Genomic DNA, 26477 nt, shown 5'->3' with positions numbered 1-26477 from the left:
ATAATTATTAATAACTATATGTAGACTATCATATCCGTATCGAACCATCAAGAAATATGTCCAGAGAGGACGGTTAATTATGAGACAAAATAAATCCTTTGTAGCAATCATTTTAATAGGCTTCGGTTTCTATTTTTTAATGCAGCAGTACACCATTCCAGTTTTGTCACAATTTAATACTTGGCCAACCATTTTAGTTATTTTAGGTGTTGCCTTTTTATTTAGCGCCTATGGCAATCGACAGTACGATAATATTTTACCAGGTATCATATTATTTGGGTTAGGTATTCATTTCCATGCGATCAATCATAGTGCAAATTGGATTGATCACTGGGGGATGTATACTTTGATTATTGGTGTAGCATTTATTTTACGAGCTCAAAAAACGAATCAAGGTACAATTATTGGAATAATATTAATCATTATTTCTTTTGTCGCTTTATCGTCATTTGCAATGCCAAGTTGGTTCGGTTGGTTAGACTTCCTGTTTAACAGTATTGAACAATTTTGGCCTCTCCTTTTAATCATCATTGGTTTAACCTTGTTATTTAAAAAGTGAGTTACCATTAGTATGTGATTTTTAACTAACCTTATCCAATTTTAATTATGCAATCCATTATTAGAAAAGGACTAATAATGGATTTTTTTATTCATTAACTGTAGCAAAATAAAGATGGCTACAATCAATAACATACAGAATAAGAATGGAAGGCCAAACATTTGTGTAATCAAACCTGAAAAACTAGATCCAGTTATGACACCAATTGAGAAAAAGGCATAAAAAACACCGTAAGCTTTTCCACGATTAGATTGGTCAGTTGCATTAGCCACCATCTGATTCATCGATGGAAACACAAAGGCAAATCCAACTCCATAAACAATCATAGCGACCATCGCTAATAAAATATTGGATGCTAAACTTAGTAAAAGCATAGAGCTCGCAATAATAAGTAAACCCGAAACAGCTAAATTTCTTGGTAGATAATTAATATAAATACGATTTAACGCCGTTACGAATAGCACTAAAGCCGTTACTCCGTATAAACTTAGCAATAGACCAGTAGTAGCCGTCGTAAACCCAATACTCTCAATTAAAATAGGTAATGCAAACGCTAATGTCCCATTACTAACCATTAACGTAAAAGCAATTAATGATGCTTGTAGCAATCTGGTGTTTTTAAGTAAAGATAAAAATACAGACAACGCGACTTCACCACGATCGCTTTTTTTGATGGACTCAGGAATATGTTTAAGTCCAAAGATAGCACTAACAAAAAACAATACAGCAACAAAAATAAATACATATTCAGTTCGTCCAATAGCTGCTAACATTCCACCTAATGCAGGACCAAAAATAGCCGCAATCCCAATTGCTGCTCCTGCAAATGCCATTGAATTTTGATTACCTTTTCGTTTTGAACGATCTCCAATTAAAGCAAAAGCACTAGGAACTAACACACCACCCGCAATACCGTGTAGAAAACGGATTATAAATAATTGCTCACCTGTTTGAGCTAAAGGGTACGTCATTAACACAACACTGACTAAGAACATCCCTATTATTAATATTCGTTTCCTACCTACTCGGTCTACGAAATGACCGCCTATAACATTCCCAATCACATTAGATAATGAATAAATAGCTACAATAAACCCTGTTAGCACTTCACTTGCTCCAAGACTCAGAGCGTATGGGGTTATAATTGGTAGTTGAATAAAAGTGTCTAGAAAAGCTACTACGACAATGAAATAAATATACTTAACCATAACGATTCGCACTCCGTTTTTTATTTCTTCACTCTAATAATTCCATTATAAAATTAAAAATGAATAGAATATATGATTTAAGTCACAGTTGGCTGAAATTTGAATGACATTTTAGTGAACTAGTCCCATCTAAAAAAGAGGTGCTATTCAAAATCAGCACCTCTTTTAGATCCACCAAAATTATAAAAACTCTTTCAATTTATTCCATGCCTGTTCTTTTCCTTCACCTGTCTCCGCTGAAAAAGGAATAATAACATCTTCTGGTTCTATTTCTAATGCTTCTTCTATAACTTTCAAGTGCTTTTGACGCTTTGTTTTATTTATTTTATCTAATTTAGTTGCAATCACAACGACTGGTAACTCAAAGTGTTTGAGAAAGTCATACATAATTAGATCATCTTCAGTTGGAGGATGCCTAAAATCAATTAAAAGTACCGTTGCTTTTAAAGTATCTCTCGTCTTAAAGTACTCCTCCACCATACGGCCCCAAGCTTCTCTTTCTTTTTTGGACACTTTAGCATAGCCATAGCCGGGAACATCGACGAAGAAAAAGGATTCATTAATCATGTAAAAGTTTAACGTTTGGGTCTTACCGGGTTTTGATGATGTACGAGCTAAATTTTTACGCTGAATCATGCGGTTAATAAACGATGACTTTCCAACGTTTGAACGACCGGCTAAAGCGATTTCTGGAAATTGATCACCTGGGTACTGCGCTTTACTAACCGCGCTTATAACAATTTCAGCTTGATTTACTTTCATAGTATTTACTCCTTTGGCAACAGAGCATGATCTAACACTTCATCTAAATGCTTAACCTTCACAAATGACAACTCACCTCGTACACTTTCAGGGATATCTTCTAAGTCTTTATCATTTTCTTCTGGCATAATGATCGTTTTAAGACCTGCTCTATGTGCACTTAATGATTTTTCTTTTAAGCCACCGATTGGTAATACGCGACCTCTTAATGTTATTTCACCTGTCATTCCTACCTCTTTACGAACCGGGCGTTCAGTAAAAGCGGATACTAATGCTGTTGCGATCGTAATACCTGCAGATGGCCCGTCTTTTGGTGTTGCACCTTCAGGAATGTGGATGTGAACATCATATTTCTCATAGAAGTCTTGCTCTAAACCAAATTCATCTGCTCTTTTGCGAACATAACTAAAAGCGGCTTGTGCTGACTCTTTCATAACATCTCCTAGTTTCCCTGTTAAGGTCAACTTTCCAGTGCCATCAACTATTGACACTTCAATCGCTAGCGTATCACCACCAGCTTGAGTATATGCTAAACCTGTTGCAGCACCGATTTGGTTTTCCTCTTCAGCTTGACCGTAACGGAATTTAGGTTTGCCTAGTAATTCCTCTAATTGATTTTCAGTTAAGATCACGCGCTTCTTTTCTCCTGAGACAATAATTTTTGCAGCTTTACGACAAACCGACGCAATTTCACGCTCTAAATTACGAACACCCGCCTCACGCGTATACATGCGAATTAACTTCAAAATCGCTTCATCACGGAATTGTAACTTTGATTTCATTAAGCCGTTTTCTTTAATTTGCTTCGGGATTAAATGTTCTTTAGATATGTGTAGCTTTTCTAACTCTGTATATCCTGCAATCGTAATAACTTCCATTCGATCAAGTAATGGACTAGGAATGGTTGCTAAATTATTGGCTGTTGCAACAAACATAACGTTTGATAAATCATATGGTTCCTCTACAAAATGATCACTAAAGGAATGGTTTTGTTCAGGGTCGAGTACTTCTAGCATTGCAGAAGATGGATCACCTCTAAAATCGCTAGCCATCTTATCAATTTCATCTAATAAAAAGACTGGATTAACAGTTTCTGCTGTTTTCATACCTTGAATAATACGTCCTGGCATTGCACCAACATACGTTCTTCTATGGCCTCTTATTTCCGCTTCATCTCGAACGCCGCCTAATGATGCACGAACAAAGTTGCGCCCAACAGATCGTGCAATCGACTTCGCTAATGATGTTTTACCAACACCTGGTGGTCCTACTAAGCATAAGATGGGACCATTAACAGATTCAGTTAATTGTTGAACGGCTAAATATTCTAAAACACGTTCTTTCACACGATCTAAACCATAATGATCTTCATCTAAGACGCCTTTTGCACGGTTAACATTTAAATTGTCTTCTGTTTCATCTGTCCATGGTAATGTCACTAACCATTCAACATAATTACGAATAACCGAACTTTCTGCTGAGCTTTGTGGGACTTTTTCATACCGACTAAGCTCTTTATAAGCAACTTCTTCAATTCTTTCGGGCATACTGGCTTGTTCTATCTTATCTTTTAATTGCTCAACTTCACCACTTTTACCATCTCGGTCTCCCAATTCTTTTTGGATTGCTTTTAATTGCTCTCTTAAATAATACTCTTTTTGTGTACGTTCCATTGAGCGTTTAACTCGTTGACCAATTTTCTTCTCCATAGAAAGAACTTCTTTTTCATTATGAATCATTTGAATAAGCTGTTCTATACGATTGGGTACGTACGGCGTTTCTAATACTTGCTGTTTTTGAGAAATTTGTAACGATAAATGTGATGTAATAAGATCTGCCAAACGACTCGATTCATTAATGTCTTTAACCGTTTCATAAGTTTCTCTTTTTGTTTTCTTAGACACTTTAGTATAGTCATCAAACTGTTGAATTAAAGTGCGCATTAATGCCTGTTCCTCTACTTCATCACCATGTTCATCATCAACTGTTTCATATGTAACAGTAAAATGAGGATCATGTTGTTCAAACGACTTAATTTCTGCTCTTTCTAACCCTTCTACTAATATACGGCTTGTACCATTCGGCAATTTAACCATCTGCTTAATATAGACAATCGTACCTATTTCATATAGATCATCTTCTGTAGGTTCATTTAAAGATGAGTTACGCTGTGCTGCTAAAAGGAGTTTATGATCTTGTACCATGGCTTGTTCTAACGCTTTAACTGAATGTTCACGTCCAACATCTAAATGTTGAACCATTGAAGGGTAAATAATCACTCCTCTTAAAGGTAATAACGGAATTTCCTGATTGATCTCATTTGACAATTTAGTCACACCTCCAAGTACGGTTACGACACTATGGACATTGTATAACTTCATAGCTATCTTTATTATATACATTTCATTTTAATCTATTTTCATTACTAATCAATGTTATTTGTTAAAATTATCCTCAGAACAACAAAAGAAAAAGGTACTCTCACTTATAAAGAGGAGAGTACCCTCTAACTCATTGAAACCTTAGCATTTACGCACTTTCTCTAGGGGTTTCCTTATTTTGGTCTACAACAGAGCCATCTTCCATGACTAATGTTGGTTTTCCATTCTCTAATTCAACTGTATCTTTAGTGATAATACACTTTTCAATATCATCTCTTGAAGGTAATTCAAACATAACATCTAACATAATACCTTCAATAATCGAACGTAAGCCTCTAGCTCCTGTATTACGTTCAATTGCTTTTTTCGCAATCGCACGTAATGCATCATCTTTTAATTCTAATTCAACATCGTCAATCCCAAATAATTTTTCATATTGCTTTGATAGTGCGTTTTTCGGCTTGGTTAGAATTTCAACTAAAGCATCTTCATCTAAAGGAGTTAAACTACCAATTACTGGTAAACGCCCGATGAATTCAGGAATTAGTCCATAACGTAATAAGTCCTCAGGCAAGACTTTCGTTAATAATTCTGATTCTTCTAGCTGTTCTCCTGTTGATTCAGAACCAAAGCCAATAACACGTTCACCAAGACGACGTTTAACTACTTGGTCAATACCATCAAAAGCACCACCAACGATAAATAGAACATTCGTTGTATCAATTTGAATAAATTCTTGATGTGGATGCTTTCTACCGCCTTGTGGGGGTACACTTGCTTGTGTTCCTTCTAAAATCTTTAATAATGCCTGCTGTACACCTTCACCTGAAACATCACGTGTAATAGATGGGTTTTCAGATTTTCTGGCTACCTTATCTATTTCATCGATGTATATAATTCCTTTTTCTGCCTTTTCAACGTCATAATCAGCAGCTTGAATTAGCTTTAATAAAATGTTTTCAACATCTTCACCAACATAACCTGCTTCAGTTAATGAAGTTGCATCAGCAATTGCAAATGGTACATTTAATATTCGAGCTAACGTTTGTGCTAGTAACGTTTTACCACTACCTGTTGGTCCAAGTAGAAGAATATTACTTTTTGAAATTTCGACTTCATCGCTTTTCACATTAGAATTAACACGTTTATAGTGGTTATAAACTGCGACTGATAAGGATTTCTTTGCTTCTTCTTGACCAATTACATAGTCATCCAATATGTCACAGATTTCTTTCGGTTTAGGTACTTCTTTAAAATCTTCTTGCTCAACTGTACCTAATTCTTCTTCAACAATTTCTGTACATAAATCAATACATTCATCGCATATATAAACACCTGGTCCTGCAACTAATTTGCGGACTTGGTCTTGCGTTTTACCACAGAATGAGCATTTTAACTGCCCTTTTTCATCACTAAATTTAAACATACATTCACCCCATAATGATCTATATTTAACCACTACGATTTATCATTAATTTTAATAAAAAGCAATTTCTTTAGTCAGGTTATTTTCTGCCTGTTTCTTATTCATTAACCTACACTGTCTCCATTATGTACTTCTAAAACAATTTAGTCAAAAGAAAAACCTATTCTTATTATATGTGTTTGAATTAGATTTGTTCGAACAATTTGATCAATACTCAAGCTGATATTACTACAGCCTATGTTCAAAATTGTAAAAACATTAATGATAGTGCAAAACAAGGCACGTAATTTACGCGCCTCGCTTATATATATTCAGTTATACTGTTTTTGCTTGTTCAACTAAGAAATCAATTGCTTTTTTAAGTTTAAGATCTTCATTTAATGCATCAGTATTTCCGCCAAGCATTTGTTTTAACTGCTCTACATCTGTTTGATACATAGAAGCCATCTCTTGAAGTTGGTCTTCAACATCTTGTTCTGTAACCTCTAAGTTTTCTTGAGATGCGATTGCCTCTAAAGTTAAGTTAGTGCGAACACGCTTTTCTGCATCTTCTTTCATTTGTTCCTTTAATGCATCCTCATCTTGATTAGAGAACTGGTAGTACATATCTAATGTCATACCTTGCATTTGCAAGCGTTGTTCAAACTCTTGAAGCATACGATCTAATTCAGAATCAACCATTGCTTCTGGAAGGTCAATTGTCGCATTTTCAGACGCTTTTTCTACTAGTGTTTCACGCTTCTGATTATCTGCTTCTGTATCTTTTTGCTCTTGTAGTCGTTCTTTAGTTTTCGTTTTTAACTCATCTAAAGTCTCAACATCATTGTCAACGTCTTTAGCAAAATCATCGTCTAACTCAGGAATTTCTTTTGCTTTTACTTCATGAATTTTCACATTGAAAGTTGCCTCTTGATTAGCTAACTCTTCTGCGTGATAATCTTCTGGGAACGTAACTGATACTTCTGTATCTTCTTTAGATGTTTTACCTACTAGTTGCTCTTCGAATCCTGGAATGAATGAGCCTGAACCAATTTCAAGTGTATGGTTTTCAGCAGAACCGCCTTCAAATGCTTCTCCATTTAAGAAACCTTCAAAGTCAATTACTACAGTATCACCATTCTCAATTTGACCTTCTTCTTTAACCACTAGTTCAGCTTGTTTTTCTTGAAGAGAGCTCAACTCTTCCTCAACTTCTTCGTCTGATACAGTAGTTTCTTGCTCTTCTACTTCTAATCCTTTGTATTCACCAAGCTCAACTTCAGGTTTAACTGTTACAGTCGCTGTGAACACTAAAGGTTGCCCTTTTTCAATTTGGTCAACGTCAACTTCTGGACGATCAACTGGTGTAATACCCGTTTCATCAACAGCTTTCATGTAAGCATCAGGTAATACAATGTCAACTGCATCTTGATAAAGTGATTCTACACCAAAGCGCTTTTCAAACATTGAACGAGGTACCTTACCTTTACGGAAGCCAGGTACTTGAACATCTTTCACAACTTTTTTGAAGGCTTGATCTAGTGCTTTATCAAACTCAGAAGCTTCGACTTCTACAGTTAAGACACCTTCATTACCTTCTTTCTTTTCCCATTTTGCTGACATAAATCTTCCCTCCAACATCTATTCATACATTATATGTTCGTATGTTTCATGCATAATGCAACCACTATATTATAACATAGAAATATTGACGTTCAATACTCATGAAACAGTAAATTTTAACCCTCTATTTGTGAAAAATAGATTTTTTCTAAGCGTTCAATTTCTTTCATCCAGCCTTTTTGTTCATCGGTTGCTTGGTCAGCTACATCAGCTTCCTCATTCAACTGCAAATATTTTTGTGACAATGTAAGTACTGCCTCACCTAAGTTTTTCACGTTCTTTGAATCATCAAATGGTTCGAACGGATATTTAATATACAAATATCGATATAAAACTTGCTTAACAAATTCATAAAGTGTCGGGTCACCTTGCTCAACCTTCTCAAGATACTCTAGTACATTTTTAGCAAATTTTGTATCCAATACATCTTTCAGTTCTGCTGGAATGACATAGTTAGATTCACCGAATTTTTCTACTTCGATTTTTTTATCCACTTTAAAATCCATTAACCATTGCAGAATGCCTGTTTTAATAACAGGATTCAATCGTGTATCACTTAAGTAAGGTTTAATGGTCTCTAAGTGTGTCTCTACGTCATACTTACGATGGATTGATAATAATTTCCATTGCTCTTGGAAGTTACCATTCTCTAATGACTCTAAGAAATGGTTAATATGTTTCTCTGACTCTTGTTTAGCACTAGAAGCTTGCAGATCTTGTCCCACTTCATACAATTGCTTAAAAGCTTCTTCATACTCAAATGGAATTGTTTCATTTTCAAATATTTCATCTAATAACTCAATTAACTCCGTATATTGACTTGATTGAAAAAGAATCGTCAAATAAATATGTAAGTACTTATAATAATGATCGTCATCTTCTTTCATTAGTTTCCGACATAAACTAATGGCTTCATCGTATCTTGATAGTTCAATAAATGCGATTACCTTTGCTGTTAAAATATCATTAGAAGCTTCATTGAAATCTTCTAACTTCTTAATATGTAATAAGGCTTCTTCATAATATTTTTGTTGGATCGCATCAAATGTTTTCTGTTCCAGCTCTTTTCGCCAACCTGGAAACATCACAACACCTTGACGCTCTGTGCTCATGGTTTCACCCCCTTTATTAACTTCTACAACACAATTTACCCTTAACCATTCAGATAAAAACACAAAGGTCTTAAAAAGTGTCGTACTTTTCATTGTACCAAAAATAATAAATAAAAATATGTATACATATTAATTTTCACCAGAATCATGTACTTTTATAATTTTTAAAAATGAAAAATCCGAAACCTATTACGCCAAGAGTTGAATAACTTAAAGGAAGAAGGCAGTAATAGACCGCCTTCTCAAATTTAAATTAAAACGGAAAGTCTCTAATTTCTTTTTGAACAGATACCCATTTAGTAATTGTAAACTCTTCTACTATCCAAGGGTTACCAAATTTCCCTACTCCACTCTCTTTCGTTCCACCAAAGGGAATTGTTGGGTTGTCATTTACTGTTTGGTCATTAATATGGGTCATACCGCTTTCAATTTTTAAAGCTAATTGTTCACCTTGTTCCAAATCATTTGTAAATAAGGACGAACTTAAACCATATGGTGTATCATTTGCCATATCAACCGCTTCTTCATCAGATTTAGCTTTAATAATTGTTGCAATTGGTGCAAACAATTCCGTTTGAGCGAGAGTGCTATCATTTTCAACATCTACAAATACATATGGCGTTAATAAATTTCCTTCTCTTTTACCTTCTAAGATTAAGTTAGCGCCTTCTTGTTTTGCTGTTTCTATAATTTTAAGTGCATTATTGACTTGCTCTTCATTAATTAAAGGTCCAACAATCACACCTTCTTCTGTTGGGTCACCACTTGGGATTTCTTTCACACGTTCTACAAACTTTTCAATAAAAGTATCATAATGTTTCTCATGAACAATAAACCGGTTGATAATCATACAAATTTGACCTTGATGAATAAACTTACCGAAAATAGCTGCATCAACAGCCCGTTCAACATCGGCATCTTCTAATACAAGAAAAGGATTGTTACCTCCCAATTCAAGTGCAACTCGTTTCAACATTCGCCCAGCTGTTTCAGCAATATGCTTACCAACTGGGGTAGAACCCGTAAAACTAACTAATGGTGAATGCGGAGTTTCTAACATATAATCTCCTATTTCATCTAAGTCAGTCAAAATACAATTAAATACACCTTGAGGTAGCCCTGCATGTTCAAAGGCTTTAGCTATTATAGAACCACCAGTTAACGCAGTTTGAATATCCGGTTTATGAACAACTGAATTGCCTAAAGCAATAGCAGGAGCGATCGTTCTGATTGATAAATTCATTGGAAAGTTAAATGGTGAAATTGACGTAATTACACCTAAGGGCAAACGGTGTACCTTATTTACTTTCCCCTCAACAGCTGCATCAAGCTCATCAACTTTGTCAAGTTCATCTGGCATGTTAATAGCTTCTTCTACTATAGAGATTGTTAAATCGACTTCTACATTAGCTTTTATTAAACTCCCACCTGTTTCACGAGCAATAATTTGGATTATTTCATCTCGGTGCCCATCCAAGTAAGAATTAACTTTCCTCAGTACTTCTTTTCGTTGTTCAGCTGAAGACACAGCCCATTTCTCCTGGGCTTTTTTAGCAGCTAAATAGGCTTCTTCCAATTGTTGTCTAGTGGCTAAAGGTATTGTATTGACTGTGGACTGATCGTACGGGTTAACATTTTGATAATTACGACCACTTTCACCTTCAATCCAATCGCCATTAATTAAACTCTTATTATAACTTTCGAACTGTTCCATATGACAATCTCCTTCCACACAATCTAATTATTAGACTTAGCATAGAAGGGGAATTTATTCCTAAGTGATAGCAATAGGCAAGACTTTGATGTGATCAGTTATAATTTTCTGATTGATCATTCATTCTTTCAATAACTCGTTTAATAGTATGTTCCATTTCGATACGCCACCTAAAAAACAATACATTGTGAAAAACTAAGCTTGTCACAACATTAAGTGGTGACAAGCCAGATTATACCTTATCGCTTATTTTGCTTAAGTTTAAAATAAGCACATTAAAGATCGCCTTTAATGTGCTTTCATTAAATTATTGAACTCGCCTTACATGACCGTTAAAAGCATCATCCCAATAACTAGAATTCATACTTGCAACCGCTACACCTGTAGAGCTTTGGGACCCTAAAAATTGTCCATTACCTAAGTAAATTCCAATATGTCCATCTGTTTTATACGTATCAAAAAACACAAGATCACCTCGTTGCATATCACTAGGTGAAACTTGCTGACCTACATGGACAAAATCATCTGTACTTCGACCTTGTACATTAATACCACCTTGATTAAATGCCCACGTTAAAAACCCTGAACAGTCAAATCCTGATGGCGATGCACCTCCAAATACGTACGGAGTTCCAGATTGGGTCATACCAGCTTCAATTACACTTTCCATACTTCCATCGCCACTGACACTAACATTACTAGATGAAGTTTGCACCGAATGATTCACTTCACCACTACCATCTGAATTCTCATCACTAGAGTTATTATTATTGTTGGAAGCTAGGGTAATTCTTTCACTTTCAGCACGTTCAATATCCGCTCTAACTTCTTCTTGCAATGAAGCAAGTTCACGATCTTGCACTTCTAAATCTTCCTGTAAAGCTACTAACTCCTGTTCTTTATCTTGTAATTGTACTTGTTTATCCTCTGAACTCTCTCGTTGCTCTTCTAATAATTGATTCATACCAATTAATTCTTCTTCCATTGATTCTAATTCTTCTAAACGTTCGACTACAGTAGTTTGTTTACTTTCAACTTCATTTTTATCCGATACTTGTTGGTCTACTAAATTTTTATCAGAATCCATAATTCTATTAACAGTAGTAACTCGGCTAACAAAATCACCAAAGTTACTTGCACCTAGAATCACATCCATATAACTAACGTTACCGCCATTTCTTTGTAACGTTGCTAAACGTTCACTTAAGACATCTTTTCGGATATCAATTCTTTCTTGTATTTCATCTATTTCTTCTTCTAACTCTTCAACCTCGTCATTCGTACGGTCAATCTTATACTCAGTTTCTTCTAAAACTGTTTCGTTTTCTTCAATTGCATCATCCATGCGCTCGATCTCATTATTTAACTCTTCTAATTCAGTTAAAACTCCTGCTAATTCTTCTTCTGCTTCTGATAATTCTTCACCTAACTCAGACCGCTCTTCAGATATTTCTGATTCACGATCTCTTAATTCTTCCGTTTCTGCATATGTAGTTGTGACGAATAACGCACTAATAATAAAAGTTAAAATAGTTGAGTAGAATAATTTATTCACGTTCATATCCCCCAAACATTAATCTACTAAATTTCTTTTAATAGATTATAACACACATATTCTTTCAAATAGATAATAGATTCATTACAATTATATTTCATTTTGTAAAATAAGTTCAGACAATTTATTTAATTGCGTCAAATTATGTCGAATAATCCATCCTACTAATACGCTATTCTATTTTACCTATGATGTATAGTGGCCTGCCTAAAATTAAATACTAACATGACAAATAACTAATCAATTTGAAAGGTGTGTGTCATCATTGTCTACGCTTCAAGCTAAAATTTTAAGAAGACTAATGTTTCTTAATTTAATGACAGTCACAGTATTAGTTTTAACAATTTTTCATCATTTTAAAGTGACTTATATGATCAATAGATCTGTTTACAAATAGGACTGTCAATGTTGTTTATTAGTAAAAGATCATCCGAGTTAAAAGAACTTGTAAAATAACATAACCCCAGTTAGGAACGAAGCCAAAACCTCCAAACTGGGGGATGAATTTGTGGTGTAAATGATCAAAATAAGACTTCTCTATTTAAGTCAGTTGTTTATAAGTGTAACTTTTTTATCTCACATATACATCTACTTTACATATATTGTTATCAGCATAGAAAATAGGAGGAGAACCTGATGTACGGTCCATACAACCACACTCCAACACAAGTCCCACATTTTATTTACACACCTTTTTTAAATAACGAAAGAGAACAATTCCCTGAAGTTGACCCATCTAAATTCAAAGAATCAGCTGAGGCTTTCAGTCACCTAATGTCAGATGGTAGTCACATTTTAGATGAATTATCTGAATCGGATGAATTAGCATTTGAGGTGATGGAGGCAGCACAAGTTAATGACATTAAACGTGTAGAGAACTTATTAAAACAAACAGGTGTTGAAAGTGACTTTGAAGTTGAGTATACCCCCAGTGGATTAACCTTAAGAATGAAAACAAGAGCAAACGATGCAGAGTGTTGCGTTTTAACCATGTTATTAAGATGGTGAATAGTGATGACACCACTTAGTTTGCATAACGATAAAGTGGTCACTCTATCGATTGCCACACTACTATTACTTAACTTCCTTTACGATCCAAAAACCAAAAGTAACTAATTATTTTAAATTTTTATTTTTGTTTTGTCACTTTATAATAAGGAAATTACTTTATTGTCCTCCCACAAATTAATTGAGGTGTCCAATATTCAATCAAATAAAAAGAAAAGACTTGAAACAGAAATTAAAGACTTAAGAATAAAAATGGTTAAGTCAGGTGTTACAAAAGGGTTAAATCATCCAAATACTGTTAAATTAAGTCAAGAACTAGATATATTATTAAATGAATATCAAAATTTAACTGATAACTACAAGTAATCATTTTAGTCAATTACTTAGGAACATCTCTCATCATTCCCTCAACTCATGATTTAAGTTAAATTATTGTGGGAGGGAACCTTAATTTGAAAATTATTGAACCTTTTACCTAACACCAACTAACACGATCAAAGACACTCACCTATACGGCAACGTAAAATTTTGCTGCTACCGCAACAAATATATTAGAGCCGTAATAAAATGAGTTGGACAAGACATTAAAAAAGCTCAATCCCTTGTGACTAAAGGGATTGAGCATATTGTTTAAATGGCGTCCCGGGCAGGATTCGAACCTGCGACCGACAGCTTAGAAGGCTGTTGCTCTATCCTGCTGAGCTACCGGGACAAGAAAACATTAAAATGGAGCGGGTGATGGGAATCGAACCCACAACATCAGCTTGGAAGGCTGAGGTTTTACCATTAAACTACACCCGCATCATATGTAACAACGTTCATTCATGTTATTTTAATCCTGACCCGTTTGTTGCGGACAAGAATCATTATATAAAAATATGAGCCCAAATGTCAACAATATAATGTTAAAAAAATAATTTCTAGTTAATTTCCTCATCCTTAAACCAATTACAATATGTGTTAAGAGTTGAGGGGTTACCCCTCAACTTTAACCTTTTCACTTAATATCTGAACCATTTCATTAAGAGCATGACGTCGATGACTGATTTCATTTTTAACTTGTGCCCCTAGTTCGGCTAAGGTTTGCTCGTATCCATTAGGTTGAAAAATCGGATCATAACCAAATCCATCATGCCCTTGTCGTGTTTCAGTAATAACACCGTGACATTTACCTTCTGTCAGAACAGCTTTGTCACCTGGTTCAGCATATGCCATGACACATACAAATGCACCTTGCCTTTGATCGATTTCAACACCTTTTAATTTATTTAATACTTTATCAATATTCGCTTGATCATTTTTATCTTCTCCTGCATAACGTGCAGAATATACACCAGGCTCTCCATCTAAGGCATTGACTTCCAACCCTGAATCATCAGCTAACACTGGAACTTGATGTCTTTTTGCATAGGTTTCAGCCTTTAAGATTGCATTCTCTTCAAATGTGTCACCAGTCTCTTCTACATCTTCCATATTTGAAACGTGGTCTTGAAGACTTTCTACTTTTATTGAAAGAGCAGATAAAATTTGCTCAAACTCTTTAATTTTACCTTTATTAGTTGTTGCAACATAAATTGTCTTCATGAAATACCCCTAACTTTTGATTAAGTCTGCTGTTTCACCTAAGGCTTCTCTTTGTACTTCGAAGATTTCTTTGATCCCTTTTGTGCCTAATTGAAGCATCTCATTCAATTGATCTGGTGAAAAAGTGGCTTCCTCACCAGTTCCTTGCAACTCAACAAACTTACCTTCATTGGTCATCACAATATTTAAATCAACATCCGCCTTCGAATCTTCCTCATAACACAAATCAAGAATTGCATTACCTTCTGATGAAATTCCAACAGAAGTAGCCGCTAAATAATTCGTAATCGGCATCTCTTCTATTAATTTCTCTTTAAATAGTTTGGCACAAGCTAACGTTGTTGCAACGAATGCTCCAGTAATTGCTGCAGTCCTCGTACCACCATCCGCTTGAATAACATCACAATCAACCCAAATGGTACGCTCACCAATTTTCTCTAAGTCAATAATAGCTCTTAAGGTACGGCCAATCAACCTTTGTATTTCCATTGTTCTACCGGCTACCTTTCCTTTAGAGGATTCTCTAATATTACGCTGTTCTGTCGCACGAGGTAGCATCGCGTATTCAGCTGTGATCCAACCTTTGCCTTCTCCTCTCATAAATGGAGGGACTTTCTTTTCAACACTAGCGTTACAAATCACTTTTGTATCTCCAACTGAAATTAAAACAGAACCTTCAGGATGTTTAGTGAAATTTGTTGTCATCGTCATATTTCTAAGTTCATTATTGCTACGTCCATCTACTCTCATTATTTGCCTCCTCAATCAGTCATTCTAAACCTAAAAAAACATCAACTATTATTTTAACTACACTACAGTCAGTGTATACATAGGTTTCAGTATAACATACCAATTAAACAATCACTTGCTTTATCTTAACTGATTTAATGTACATAAAAAAACTTACACCACTTAAGATGGTATAAGCTTTATACAAGAGTTACTTGTTTTACTTGGCTGTTCGTAAAATGAAAAATTTCATCCTTTAAACGTTGTAAGACTTGTAGGCTACCTGTCGTTAATATTAATGGATCATTTGACAAAAGTGTATCAGTAGTTGTGTGCATATTATAAAATGTTAGACTAGCACTTACCTCAGCACCAGTTTCTAAAGCTGATGATAACACTGTTACCTTATCACCTAATACATCTTCAATAACTGGCTGGATAATTGGGTAATGTGTACACCCTAAAATTAAAGTATCAATGTTGGGGCTATGTTCAATCGATTTTAAACTTTCATATACGACACGATATGCTTCTTCACCTGTAATGTCACCAGATTCAATCATCGGAACAAACCTCGGGCATGCAATTCCTAATGTCTTAATATGTGGGTTAATTTGTTTTAATGCATACTCATAGGCTTGACTTGAAATTGTATTCTTTGTTCCTATAATGCCGATATGCTGTGATACAGTCGATTTTATCGCTGCTCTTGCACCCGGTTCAACAACACCAATCACCGGTATATTTAAATGTTGTATTAAATCTTCTAAAACTATTGCTGTTGCTGTATTGCATGCCACGACAAGCAATTTAATATCAAAAGTTAATAAGTGCTCAACCATTTCCCAAGTGTATTGTTTTACTTCCATTGGCTCTTTTGAACCATAAGGACACCTTAAAGTATCGCCTAAATAAACAAATTTCTCTTTCGGTAATTGTCGTTTTAGTTCATATAAGACAGTTAAACCGCCAATGCCTGAATCAATAACTCCGATTGGTCTCTCCAATGTTAGGACTCCTTCTTGCTGTTAGTATCTTGAGCCTGTTCATGCTCCTTCATTACATCATATAATTGTGTCATGGAACTTCGTAACTTTTCCACTTCATCAAGAGAGTATGTTTTTAATACTTCTTGCAAGTATTCTTGACGTTTTCCAATCACTTCATCAATAATTGCTTTACCTTTGTCTAATAAATGTATTCGTACAACACGACGATCTTTTGGGTCTCTTACACGTTCAATTAACTCATTTTTCTCCATTCGATCAACTAATTCTGTCGTTGTACTAAAGGCTAAATACATTTTCTTTGACAATTCACCAATAGTTAAATCCCCCGAGTCTAATAACCATTGTAAAGCAATGAATTGTGGTGGTGTAATTGGATAATGATTTAAAATTTCACGCCCTCTTTGCTTCACCATATGAGATATGTATCTTACGTCCTTCTCTAACTCTGCAATCACTTTTAAATCAATTGTTGAATGCAATGGTTTGCCCCCTTAAAAACATACCTTTTTATTTATTTTCACTTTTTTAGTCAAAAAATGCAAGTCCAACTATAGTGAATGCAATCACTTTTATTATAACAAAATGAATAAAAAGCCGGCTATAATAATAGCCGGTTCATTTAAAGTTTTATTTCACCGAGTCGTATTAATTCAACGACAGCTTGTGAACGCCCCTTTACTTGTAATTTTTGAATTGTGTTCGATATGTGATTTCTTACTGTTTTTTCAGATATAAATAATTCTTCAGCTATTTCTTTAGTTGTTTTGTCTTGAACAAGCAATTCAAAAACTTCTCTCTCTCTCTTTGTTAATATATTGCTAGGTCGATACTTTTTGCTGTCCAAGCGGTAACCCCTCCTCCATTTAAGAAGTGAGCTACTTCTTACATGAGGATTTTGATTAGTCACCATAGTTTATGTCAGTTGGTGTTTCTACGTTCGCGTTATTTGTCATAGTTTTAACGATTAATCGGATTTTTATGATAAAGCCGATCTTGTTGCTCTTCATTAAATGCCTCAGCCTTACCTGTTGTGGAATCAATCTGAACAATCCTTCCACGCCCCACTAAACAAACTTCTTCTTGTTCATTGACAGCCATATAATGAATGTCAATTGAACTATTACCAATATAAGCTGTTTTTACATACATTTTGATTTGTTCTCCAAAATAAATTTGCTTCAAATAATCACATTGTAAGTCACTGACAACAGGTACTTTAGTAACCCCTTGTTTAAGATCCCCGAATAAGTTAATTTCATTCATATAAGCAATTCTTGCCTCTTCAAAATATATAAAGGGAGATACATTATTGACATGACCGAAGAGATCAGTTTCAGAAAAGCGAATATTAATGGGTATGTAAAATGTAAATTCGTCTTTCCACTGTTTTAAATCCTCAATATAACTAGGTGTTTTCATAACTTAAACTCACTCCTGTTTGTTAAAATTTAAGAATAATCAGAATAGATAGACCTAAAGAAAAGGCTGACTTTTGTCAGCCTTTTTTAGCTTTAGTGTTGATAGTCACTACCAAAGAAGCTCTTGAATGAATGTAACGTTGCTTCACGGTTAAGTGCTGCGATTGATGTCGTTAAAGGAATACCCTTAGGACAAGATTGTACGCAGTTTTGTGAGTTACCACAGTCTTGTAAACCACCATCATCTAATAATGCATCCATACGTTCAGCTTTATGGTATGAACCTGTTGGATGTGAATTAAATAAACGTACTTGTGATAATGCTGCTGGTCCAATGAAATCAGAGTTGCTATTAACATTTGGACATGCTTCTAAACATACACCACAAGTCATGCATTTTGATAATTCATAAGCCCATTGACGTTTACTCTCAGGCATTCGCGGACCTTCTCCAAGGTCATAAGTACCATCAATAGGTACCCACGCTTTAACCTTTTTCAGTGAATCGAACATACGGCTACGGTCAACAGCTAAATCACGTATAACTGGAAATGTTCTCATTGGTTCTAAACGAATCGGTTGCTCTAATTGGTCAATTAAAGCTGTACATGACTGCACCGCCTTACCGTTAATGACCATTGAACAAGCACCACAGACTTCCTCTAAACAACCCATATCCCAATAAACTGGAGTTGTCTGTTCTCCTTTTGCATTTACTGGGTTACGGCGGATTTCCATCAATGCGGAAATAACGTTCATATTCTTACGATAAGGAATATCAAATTCCTCTTCATAAGGTTGTACTTCAGGCTCATCCTGACGCTGAATAATCATTTTAATTGTTTTGTGATCTTCCGCCATACACTTTACCCCCTATGCTTATTTTGTCTTAGAATAGTCACGCTTACGTGGTTCGATTAGAGATGTATCGACATCTTCATATTCGAAATCAGGACCATTCTTCTCAGCATTGAAAGTCGCTTTTGTAGTCTTTAGCCATTCTTCATCATTACGATCAGGGAATTCTGGTTTGAAGTGTGCACCACGACTTTCATTACGGTTATAAGCACCTTGTGTTATAACACGTGCTAACTGCAACATACTATCTAATTGGCGTACGAACATGACTGTTTGGTTACTCCATCTTGACGTGTCATTAATGTTAATGTCTTTCGCACGCTCCATTAATTCTTGAATCTTTTCATCTGTCTTTACTAAGTTCTCATTATCACGCACAACAGTTACGTAATCAGTCATCCATTCACCTAACTCACGGTGAATTTGATAAGCGTTTTCTTTACCTGTTGTCATGTTCATAATGTTTTCGAACTTCTCTTCTTCTTCTTGCTTCTTATCATCGAATAGTTGTGATGACTTGTCTTCAGCTAATTCTTCTAGCCCATCGATATATTCAACAGCTTTAGGACCAGCCACCATACCACCATAAATACAGGATAGAAGTGAATTAGCTCCTAAACGGTTTCCACCGTGAATTGTGTAATCACATTCACCTGCTGCGAAAATACCAGGGATGTTTGTCATTTGATCATAGTCTACCCAAAGACCGCCCATTGAATAGTGTACAGCAGGGAAGATTTTCATTGGTACTTTTCGTGGGTCTTCACCTACGAATTTCTCATAAATCTCAATAATTCCACCCAGCTTAACGTCTAATTCTTCAGGGTCTTTATGAGAAAGGTCTAAGTAAACCATATTCTCACCATTAATACCTAGTTTTTGGTTAACACATACATCAAAAATTTCACGAGTAGCTATATCACGAGGTACTAGGTTTCCGTATGCAGGGTACTTCTCTTCTAAGAAATACCATGGCTTACCGTCTTTATATGTCCACACACGTCCACCTTCACCACGTGCAGATTCTGACATTAATCGAAGTTTATCATCGCCAGGGATAGCAGTTGGGTGAATTTGAATAAACTCACCATTTGCATAAATCGCACCTTGACGATAAAGGTTAGATGCGGCAGAACCTGTATTAATAACAGAGTTAGTTGATTTACCGAAAATAATACCAGGACCACCAGTTGCAATAATCGATGCATCAGCTTTGAATACTCTTATTTCATGTGATTGAATATCTTGAGCTACTACTCCTCGCGATACGCCATCGTCATCAATGACAGCTTCTAAGAAGTCCCAACCTTCGTATTTCGTAACAAGTCCGTTTGCTTCATGACGACGAACTTGCTCATCTAATGCATATAATAATTGCTGTCCTGTAGTTGCCCCTGCGAAAGCAGTACGATGGTGTTGAGTTCCACCGAAACGTCGGAAGTCTAATAAACCTTCAGGCGTACGATTAAACATAACACCCATACGATCAAGCATATGAATAATGCTTGGAGCTGCTTCACACATGTCTCTTACTGGTGGTTGATTAGCTAAGAAGTCACCACCATATACAGTGTCATCAAAGTGTTCCCAAGGTGAGTCACCTTCACCTTTCGTATTAACAGCGCCGTTAATCCCACCTTGTGCACACACAGAGTGGGAGCGTTTTACAGGAACAAGTGAAATTAAATCAACGTGTACGCCAGCTTCTGCAGCTTTAATAGTTGCCATTAAACCAGCTAAGCCACCGCCTACTACCACGATATTTTTATTACTCATAATGAAGTTTCACTCCCTTTTAAACAAATTACTAAAATTGAAATCTAATACTCATTAATTAGCAAAAGCGATTAGTGATGCGATACCCATGTAAGTAAAGATGATGAATACACCTAACGTTGCATAAGTTAAGAACGTTTGCGATCTTGGCGTTACAGTAATACCCCAAGTTACAAAGAAAGACCATAGGCCATTTGCAAAGTGGAAAACGGCTGCAACGACACCAACAATATAGAACCAGAACATAAACGTTGATTCTAAAATGGTAGCCATCATATCAAAGTTAACTTCTGTTCCATAAATCGCATGAGCTAAACGGGTTTCCCAAACGTGCCAAACAATAAAGATTAATGTAATAATCCCTGTTGCTCTTTGAAGCATGAACATCCAATTTCGGAAATATCCATAACGCCTTAAATTGTTTTTGGCAGTAAAGGCAATATATACACCATAAATTGCGTGGAATAGTAATGGTATATAAATTAGAACAAACTCAAGAAATAGTCTTAAAGGTAAGTTTTCCATAAAGTGTGCAGCATTATTAAATGCTTCTGGACTATATGTAGCAAAGTGGTTAACTACTAAATGCTGCATTAGGAATAAACCAATTGGAAAAACACCTAATAAAGAATGTAGCCTGCGATTAAAGAACTCACGGTTTTCCGCCATGTGTTACCCCCCTCATTTGATGTAAAATTGATTCATCGATAAGATTCACATACTCTATGCAAATTATAGTATACATGACATGTTTATTGTACTTCTAACGCGTAAAAGCGTCAAGAAAGTATTGGCTGATTTTGACACTATTTGCTACATAATCACTACCCTTATTATTTATCTTCTCGTGAATCAGTTTGATTATGATAAAAATATTGATTAATACTCCAAGCGACTGTTTCTGGAATGCCTAACTTTGTGAAGTCTTCTTGACTAGCATTTTTGATTCCTTCAATTGAGCCAAAGTGCTGCATTAATAATTGCCTTCTTTTCGGGCCAATGCCTTCAATTTCATCCAAAGTAGATTGAACTGCCCCTTTACCTCTTAACTCTCTATGAAATGTGATCGCAAACCGGTGAACTTCATCTTGAATGCGTTGTATTAGATAAAAAGGCTGACTATTACGCTTCATTGCTACAGGTTCTGCTGACTCACCGTATAATAATTCACTTGTTTTATGCTTTTCATTTTTTGCTAAGCCACATAAAGGGATGTCTAGTCCTAATTCATTTTCAAGTACGTCATTTGCAGCTGACATTTGACCTTTAGCTCCGTCTACTAAAATTAAGTCGGGTAGAGGAAGGCCTTCTTTTAACACCCTCTTATAACGGCGTCTAATAACTTCACGCATCATTTCATAATCATCAGGCTTATCGACTGTTTTAATTTTATATTTTCGATATTGATTTTTCTTAGCCTTACCATCAATAAAAACGATTAAGGCAGATACTGGGTGAGCTCCTTGAATATTGGAGTTATCAAAAGCTTCAATTCGATGAGGGGTTTCAATATTCAATATGTCACCAAGTTGTTCAACGGCTTTTATAGTGCGTTCTTCATCTTTTTCAATCAACGAGAACTTTTCATTTAAAGCGATTTGTGCATTCTCTTGTGCTAAATCGACTAACTTTTTCTTTTGGCCACGATAGGGCGTTTTAACCTTAACATCCAAATATTGTTGGATTAACTCATGGTCAATACCAACTGGAACATTAATTTCCTTAGGCTTTATATGATTAGAATGTGTATAAAAGCTTGCGATTAAGCTAACAAATGCATCAGAAGGCTCATTATAAAACGGGAAAATAGATACATCCCTCTCGATTAGCTTACCCTGCCTTACAAAAAACACTTGAACACACATCCAACCCTTATCATAAGAATATCCGAAAATATCGCGGTCTGTTAAATCATGCAAATCCATCGTTTGTTTTTCCATGACAGTTTCAATATGTTCAATTAAGTCACGATACTCTTTAGCTTTCTCAAAGTCTAACTCCTCTGATGCTTTAAGCATTTTCCCCTGAACTTCTTGTTTAATGGCTTTATGTCCGCCATTTAAAAAGCTTGAAATACTTTGTACTAATTCTTCATTTGTTTCTTTACTAACAAAATGTTCACAAGGGCCAAGGCATTGGTTGATGTGGTAATATAAACAAACGCGTTTTGGCATAACGTTACATTTTCTGAGTGGATAAAGTCGATCTAATAACTTTTTCGTTTCACGAGCCGCATAAACATTAGTATATGGGCCAAAGTAGCGCCCTTGATCCTTTTTCACTTGGCGTGTCACGATTAGGCGTGGGTGTCGTTCGTTTGTAATTTTAAGAAATGGATAACTTTTGTCATCTTTCAACATGACGTTATATTTAGGGTCATACTTCTTAATTAAGTTCATCTCTAAAATTAAAGCTTCCATTTCAGAACCTGTAACAATATACTCAAAATCTACTATTTCATTAACTAAGCGTTGTGTTTTTAAGTCATTTGCACTGGTAAAATAAGAGCGTACGCGGTTTTTCAGCACTTTAGATTTCCCAACATAAATAACTTCATCTTTCTTATTCTTCATTAAATAACAGCCTGGGTGATCAGGCAAAATGGCTAACTTCTCTTGTATTCGCTCGTTCATAAAACCCACCCCATTACACGAAGCTGAATGTCAAATAAAGTCAAACTCAAAATAAAGAGCTAACTCGCTTTATGAGTCAGCCCTCTAAAAAAGGTTAAACCGTTTTATGCATTTTTATTTACTAATTCTTCTAGTGCATCTTTTGGTTGAAAACCATGAGCCTGATCAACTTGCTCTCCATCTTTAAATACGATTAAAGTCGGAATACTCATTACGCCAAATTTTTGTGCTGTTTCTTGGTTTTCATCAACATCAACTTTTACAATTTTCACTTTATCGCTCATATCTGCGTCTAACTCTTCTAATACAGGAGCAATCATTTTACAAGGTCCACACCAAGGTGCCCAAAAATCTACTAATACTAATCCTTCAGATGTTTCATTATTAAAGTTTTGATCTGTTGCGTTTACAATTGCCATTCGTAATTCCTCCTAAACTTTCTAATTCAAATTTAGTATAGCACGTTAATCTGAATCCATGCCAATAGTTTGTTTGTGAATAGATAAAGCGGTATAAAAACAGGCTCTTCCCCCATTTAAAAAGAGCGAAGAGCCTGTTAATTACTTATACTTTTAACCCTTTAATCTCTTCAGTTAACTTTGGTATAACATCAAATAAGTCACCAACAATACCATAGTCAGCTACGTTAAAGATGTTTGCCTCAGGGTCTTTATTTATAGCGACGATTACTTTAGAGTTCGACATACCAGCTAAGTGTTGAATCGCTCCTGAAATACCTACTGCAATATAAAGGTCTGGTGTTACCACTTTACCTGTTTGACCGATTTGTAATGAATAATCACAATACCCAGCGTCACATGCACCACGTGAAGCACCAACTGCAGCACCTAATTCATCAGCTAGTTCATATAACGGTTCAAAACCTTCTTCGCTTTTAACTCCACGTCCACCAGCAACGATAATGTTCGCTTCTGATAAATCCACACCTTCTGAAGCTTTACGGATCACTTCTTGAATAGTTGTGCGTAAATCCTTGATATCTACATCTAGTGAACTCACTTCTCCAGAACGACTTTCATCTTTTTCAAGTGGGGCAATGTTGTTAGGACGAATCGTTACGAATGTAACACCATCATTTAATGCCTTCTTCTCAAATGCCTTACCTGAATAAATTGGGCGAATAAACTTAGCATCCTCTAAACTACCTTCAATTGCTGTAACATCAGAAACTAGCCCGTTATCTAACTTACTTGCAATTCGAGGAGATAAATCTTTCCCTGAAGATGTGTGTCCCATAACAATGCCATCTGGGTCTTCTTCATTAATAACAGTCATTGCTGCTTGAGTGTATGCATCTGATGTATATTCTTTAAGGTCTGTATGCTCGACAACTAAGGCGCGATCAGCACCATAGTGAATCATCTCTTCTGCTAATGCTGTTGTATTTTGGTCAGCTAATACAACGGCTACGACTTGTGCGTCTTGATCTATTTGCCTTGCTGCTGCAATTGTTTCAAACGAAACGTTTCTTAACTCTCCATCACGTGCTTCTCCAAATGCTAAAATCTTACTCATGATATATCTGCTCCTTTCTACACCTGTCTGATTAAAGTACTTTTGCTTCTGTTCTTAGTAGTGATACAAGCTCTTTCACTTGATCATCAGCTTCGCCTTCTAACACTTTACCTGCTTCTTTTTCAGGTGGAAGGAAAACATCTATCGTTTCCGTTTTCGCTTCTACATCATCTTCATCTAAATCTAAATCATCAAGTTCTAGTTCTTCTAAAGGTTTTTTCTTAGCTTTCATAATTCCTGGTAATGAAGGATAGCGTGGTTCATTTAACCCTTGCTGACAAGTAACTAAAAGAGGTAATGATGTTTGAACTTTTTCTACGTCACCTTCTACATCTCTTTCAATATTTACTTGAGAGCCATCAATTGTAATGTCAGTAATAGTTGTGACATACGGAATGTCTAATTGGTCTGCTACTCGTGGTCCAACCTGGCCACTCGCTTGGTCGATTGCAACATTACCTGAAAGAATAATATCTACATCTTGATCCTTTAAATAAGTTGATAATATTTTAGAAGTAGTATATTGATCTCCATCTTCTACATCATCTTCAATGTTTATTAGTACAGCTTGATCGGCACCCATTGCAAGCGCTGTTCGAAGCTGTTGTTCTGAATCTTCATCACCTACTGTAACGACTGTGACTTCACCACCATGTGTGTCCTTAATATTGATTGCTTCCTCAATCGCATATTCATCATATGGATTGATAATAAATTCGGCGCCTTCTTCTTCAATTGCGCCTCCGCTAATTTGAATTTTTTCTTCTGTGTCGAATGTTTTTTTCATTAGAACGTAAATGTTCATTGGATTACCTCCTTTAGGTCTATAGGTCTATTGGTCTTTAAAGTTTGGTTTACGCTTTTCAATAAAAGCTTGAACGCCTTCTTTAGCGTCCTCATTACCAAACACTTTACCGAATTCTTCTGCTTCTTGGTTAACGCCATCTGAAAATTGCGACGTTTTTGCATATGGTAATAGGTTCATGACTGCATGAATAGATGGTCCGCTTTTAGCTACAAACTTATTAGCTAATTTCATTGTTGTTTCTTCTAATTGTGAATCATCTACTGCATGATTAACTAATCCAAGTTTTTCAGCTTCTTCACCTGTTATTGGGTCTCCAGATAAAATCATTTCATAAGCTTTTGGGATCCCAACATAACGCGGCAACCTTTGAGAACCAGCAAAACCAGGGATAATGCCTAAGTTCAACTCTGGTAAACCTAATTTCGTCTCTTTTGTTGCAATTCTGACGTGGCATGCCATCGCTAGTTCTAAACCACCACCTAAAGCTGCCCCATGAATTGAAGCGATTACAGGAATGTGAAATTGTTCAACTCGATCAAATAACTGTTGACCTTTTTTCGCTAAATTCTTGTAATCATCTTTTTGTTGAAATGCAGTAAATTCTTTAATATCTGCTCCAGCTGAAAAGAATTTCCCTTCACCTTTTAGGATTATAAGTTTAATAGATTGATCCGCTTCTACTTCATCGAGTACTTGATCTAGGTCTTTTAATATCCCAGAAGATAAAGCGTTTGCAGGCGGACTTTGAATTAGGACATTTGCAATTTGGTCTTGCTTTTCCCATGATAAATGGTCCAT

Annotated in this window: 25 protein-coding genes and 2 tRNA genes; 3 read left to right on the top strand and 24 right to left on the bottom strand. The window is 35.6% G+C overall.

Translation table 11 applies throughout. The annotated features are described in order from the left end of the window. Positions 1-79: 79 nt before the first annotated feature. Positions 80-559 (top strand): LiaI-LiaF-like domain-containing protein, encoded by a 480-nt coding sequence (locus ABDZ63_RS04855; RefSeq protein ID WP_343782144.1) that lies wholly within the window; start codon positions 80-82, stop codon positions 557-559. Positions 560-630: 71 nt separating this feature from the next. Here the strand turns inward: ABDZ63_RS04855 and ABDZ63_RS04850 are convergent, their stop codons facing one another. The 8 genes from ABDZ63_RS04850 to ABDZ63_RS04815 form a co-directional block, all read right to left on the bottom strand. Then, positions 631-1767, bottom strand: a complete 1137-nt coding sequence (locus tag ABDZ63_RS04850; RefSeq protein ID WP_343782143.1) for an MFS transporter — start codon at positions 1765-1767, stop codon at positions 631-633. 180 nt (positions 1768-1947) lie between these two features. Further along, complete coding sequence (gene yihA / locus ABDZ63_RS04845) at positions 1948-2529, bottom strand: ribosome biogenesis GTP-binding protein YihA/YsxC (RefSeq protein ID WP_343782142.1); 582 nt, start codon at positions 2527-2529, stop codon at positions 1948-1950. A gap of 5 nt (positions 2530-2534) precedes the next feature. Then, entirely contained in the window at positions 2535-4910 is a 2376-nt protein-coding gene (gene lon, locus ABDZ63_RS04840; RefSeq protein ID WP_425541939.1) for an endopeptidase La, read from the bottom strand. A gap of 148 nt (positions 4911-5058) precedes the next feature. Continuing rightward, positions 5059-6336 carry an ATP-dependent protease ATP-binding subunit ClpX gene (gene clpX / locus ABDZ63_RS04835; RefSeq protein WP_343782141.1) on the bottom strand — a complete coding sequence of 426 codons (1278 nt, stop codon included), beginning with the start codon at positions 6334-6336 and terminating at the stop codon, positions 5059-5061. Between the two features lie 315 nt (positions 6337-6651). Next, on the bottom strand, positions 6652-7938 hold the full coding sequence (gene tig / locus ABDZ63_RS04830) for a trigger factor (RefSeq protein ID WP_343782140.1): 1287 nt from the start codon (positions 7936-7938) through the stop codon (positions 6652-6654). Between the two features lie 116 nt (positions 7939-8054). Further along, on the bottom strand, positions 8055-9050 hold the full coding sequence (locus tag ABDZ63_RS04825) for a hypothetical protein (protein WP_343782139.1): 996 nt from the start codon (positions 9048-9050) through the stop codon (positions 8055-8057). A gap of 253 nt (positions 9051-9303) precedes the next feature. Beyond that, complete coding sequence (locus ABDZ63_RS04820) at positions 9304-10764, bottom strand: aldehyde dehydrogenase family protein (RefSeq protein WP_343782138.1); 1461 nt, start codon at positions 10762-10764, stop codon at positions 9304-9306. Positions 10765-11071: 307 nt separating this feature from the next. Next, positions 11072-12325 carry a C40 family peptidase gene (locus ABDZ63_RS04815; protein WP_343782137.1) on the bottom strand — a complete coding sequence of 418 codons (1254 nt, stop codon included), beginning with the start codon at positions 12323-12325 and terminating at the stop codon, positions 11072-11074. 630 nt (positions 12326-12955) lie between these two features. Between ABDZ63_RS04815 and ABDZ63_RS04810 the strand changes: the two genes are divergently transcribed. Both ABDZ63_RS04810 and ABDZ63_RS04805 read left to right on the top strand, forming a co-directional pair. Further along, positions 12956-13327 (top strand): YuzC family spore coat inner layer protein, encoded by a 372-nt coding sequence (locus ABDZ63_RS04810; RefSeq protein WP_343782136.1) that lies wholly within the window; start codon positions 12956-12958, stop codon positions 13325-13327. 162 nt (positions 13328-13489) lie between these two features. Continuing rightward, complete coding sequence (locus tag ABDZ63_RS04805) at positions 13490-13693, top strand: aspartyl-phosphate phosphatase Spo0E family protein (RefSeq protein WP_343782135.1); 204 nt, start codon at positions 13490-13492, stop codon at positions 13691-13693. A gap of 269 nt (positions 13694-13962) precedes the next feature. Here ABDZ63_RS04805 and ABDZ63_RS04800 read toward each other — a convergent pair. The 16 genes from ABDZ63_RS04800 to ABDZ63_RS04725 form a co-directional block, all read right to left on the bottom strand. After that, positions 13963-14039: transfer RNA gene (locus ABDZ63_RS04800), tRNA-Arg, on the bottom strand. 15 nt (positions 14040-14054) lie between these two features. Next, positions 14055-14128, bottom strand: a tRNA-Gly gene (locus tag ABDZ63_RS04795). A gap of 174 nt (positions 14129-14302) precedes the next feature. After that, a complete protein-coding gene (locus ABDZ63_RS04790) occupies positions 14303-14911 on the bottom strand; it encodes an XTP/dITP diphosphatase (RefSeq protein WP_343782134.1) in 609 nt (202 codons plus the stop codon). Between the two features lie 9 nt (positions 14912-14920). Further along, a complete protein-coding gene (rph, locus tag ABDZ63_RS04785; RefSeq protein WP_343782133.1) occupies positions 14921-15661 on the bottom strand; it encodes a ribonuclease PH in 741 nt (246 codons plus the stop codon). 179 nt (positions 15662-15840) lie between these two features. After that, positions 15841-16647 (bottom strand): glutamate racemase, encoded by an 807-nt coding sequence (gene racE / locus ABDZ63_RS04780; RefSeq protein WP_343782132.1) that lies wholly within the window; start codon positions 16645-16647, stop codon positions 15841-15843. Between the two features lie 2 nt (positions 16648-16649). Continuing rightward, positions 16650-17129, bottom strand: coding sequence for a MarR family winged helix-turn-helix transcriptional regulator (locus ABDZ63_RS04775; RefSeq protein WP_343782131.1), 480 nt, complete (start codon positions 17127-17129; stop codon positions 16650-16652). Positions 17130-17269: 140 nt separating this feature from the next. After that, positions 17270-17494, bottom strand: a complete 225-nt coding sequence (locus ABDZ63_RS04770) for a helix-turn-helix domain-containing protein (RefSeq protein ID WP_343782130.1) — start codon at positions 17492-17494, stop codon at positions 17270-17272. Between the two features lie 113 nt (positions 17495-17607). Beyond that, positions 17608-18069 carry an acyl-CoA thioesterase gene (locus ABDZ63_RS04765; protein WP_343782128.1) on the bottom strand — a complete coding sequence of 154 codons (462 nt, stop codon included), beginning with the start codon at positions 18067-18069 and terminating at the stop codon, positions 17608-17610. Positions 18070-18161: 92 nt separating this feature from the next. Beyond that, positions 18162-18929, bottom strand: coding sequence for a succinate dehydrogenase iron-sulfur subunit (gene sdhB, locus ABDZ63_RS04760; protein ID WP_343782126.1), 768 nt, complete (start codon positions 18927-18929; stop codon positions 18162-18164). A gap of 18 nt (positions 18930-18947) precedes the next feature. Beyond that, positions 18948-20702 carry a succinate dehydrogenase flavoprotein subunit gene (sdhA, locus tag ABDZ63_RS04755; protein WP_343782125.1) on the bottom strand — a complete coding sequence of 585 codons (1755 nt, stop codon included), beginning with the start codon at positions 20700-20702 and terminating at the stop codon, positions 18948-18950. A gap of 54 nt (positions 20703-20756) precedes the next feature. After that, positions 20757-21371 (bottom strand): succinate dehydrogenase cytochrome b558 subunit, encoded by a 615-nt coding sequence (locus tag ABDZ63_RS04750; protein ID WP_343782124.1) that lies wholly within the window; start codon positions 21369-21371, stop codon positions 20757-20759. A 164-nt stretch (positions 21372-21535) separates the two neighbouring features. Continuing rightward, the gene (gene uvrC, locus ABDZ63_RS04745) at positions 21536-23335 is read right to left on the bottom strand and encodes an excinuclease ABC subunit UvrC (protein ID WP_343782123.1); all 1800 of its coding nucleotides are present in this window, start codon (positions 23333-23335) and stop codon (positions 21536-21538) included. A 104-nt stretch (positions 23336-23439) separates the two neighbouring features. Further along, entirely contained in the window at positions 23440-23754 is a 315-nt protein-coding gene (trxA, locus tag ABDZ63_RS04740) for a thioredoxin (protein WP_343782122.1), read from the bottom strand. Between the two features lie 145 nt (positions 23755-23899). Then, entirely contained in the window at positions 23900-24871 is a 972-nt protein-coding gene (locus tag ABDZ63_RS04735; RefSeq protein ID WP_343782121.1) for an electron transfer flavoprotein subunit alpha/FixB family protein, read from the bottom strand. Positions 24872-24902: 31 nt separating this feature from the next. Further along, positions 24903-25676: an electron transfer flavoprotein subunit beta/FixA family protein gene (locus tag ABDZ63_RS04730; RefSeq protein ID WP_343782120.1), complete on the bottom strand. Its 774-nt coding sequence runs from the start codon at positions 25674-25676 to the stop codon at positions 24903-24905. A 27-nt stretch (positions 25677-25703) separates the two neighbouring features. Further along, positions 25704-26477, bottom strand: a complete 774-nt coding sequence (locus ABDZ63_RS04725; protein WP_343782119.1) for an enoyl-CoA hydratase — start codon at positions 26475-26477, stop codon at positions 25704-25706.

It is taken from the genome of Alkalibacillus silvisoli (genome assembly GCF_039521975.1).
GTDB classification, from domain to species: domain Bacteria; phylum Bacillota; class Bacilli; order Bacillales; family Alkalibacillaceae; genus Alkalibacillus; species Alkalibacillus silvisoli.
The sequence above is the reverse complement of the archived record's forward strand: the minus strand, read 5'-3'. Positions and strand labels throughout refer to the sequence as shown.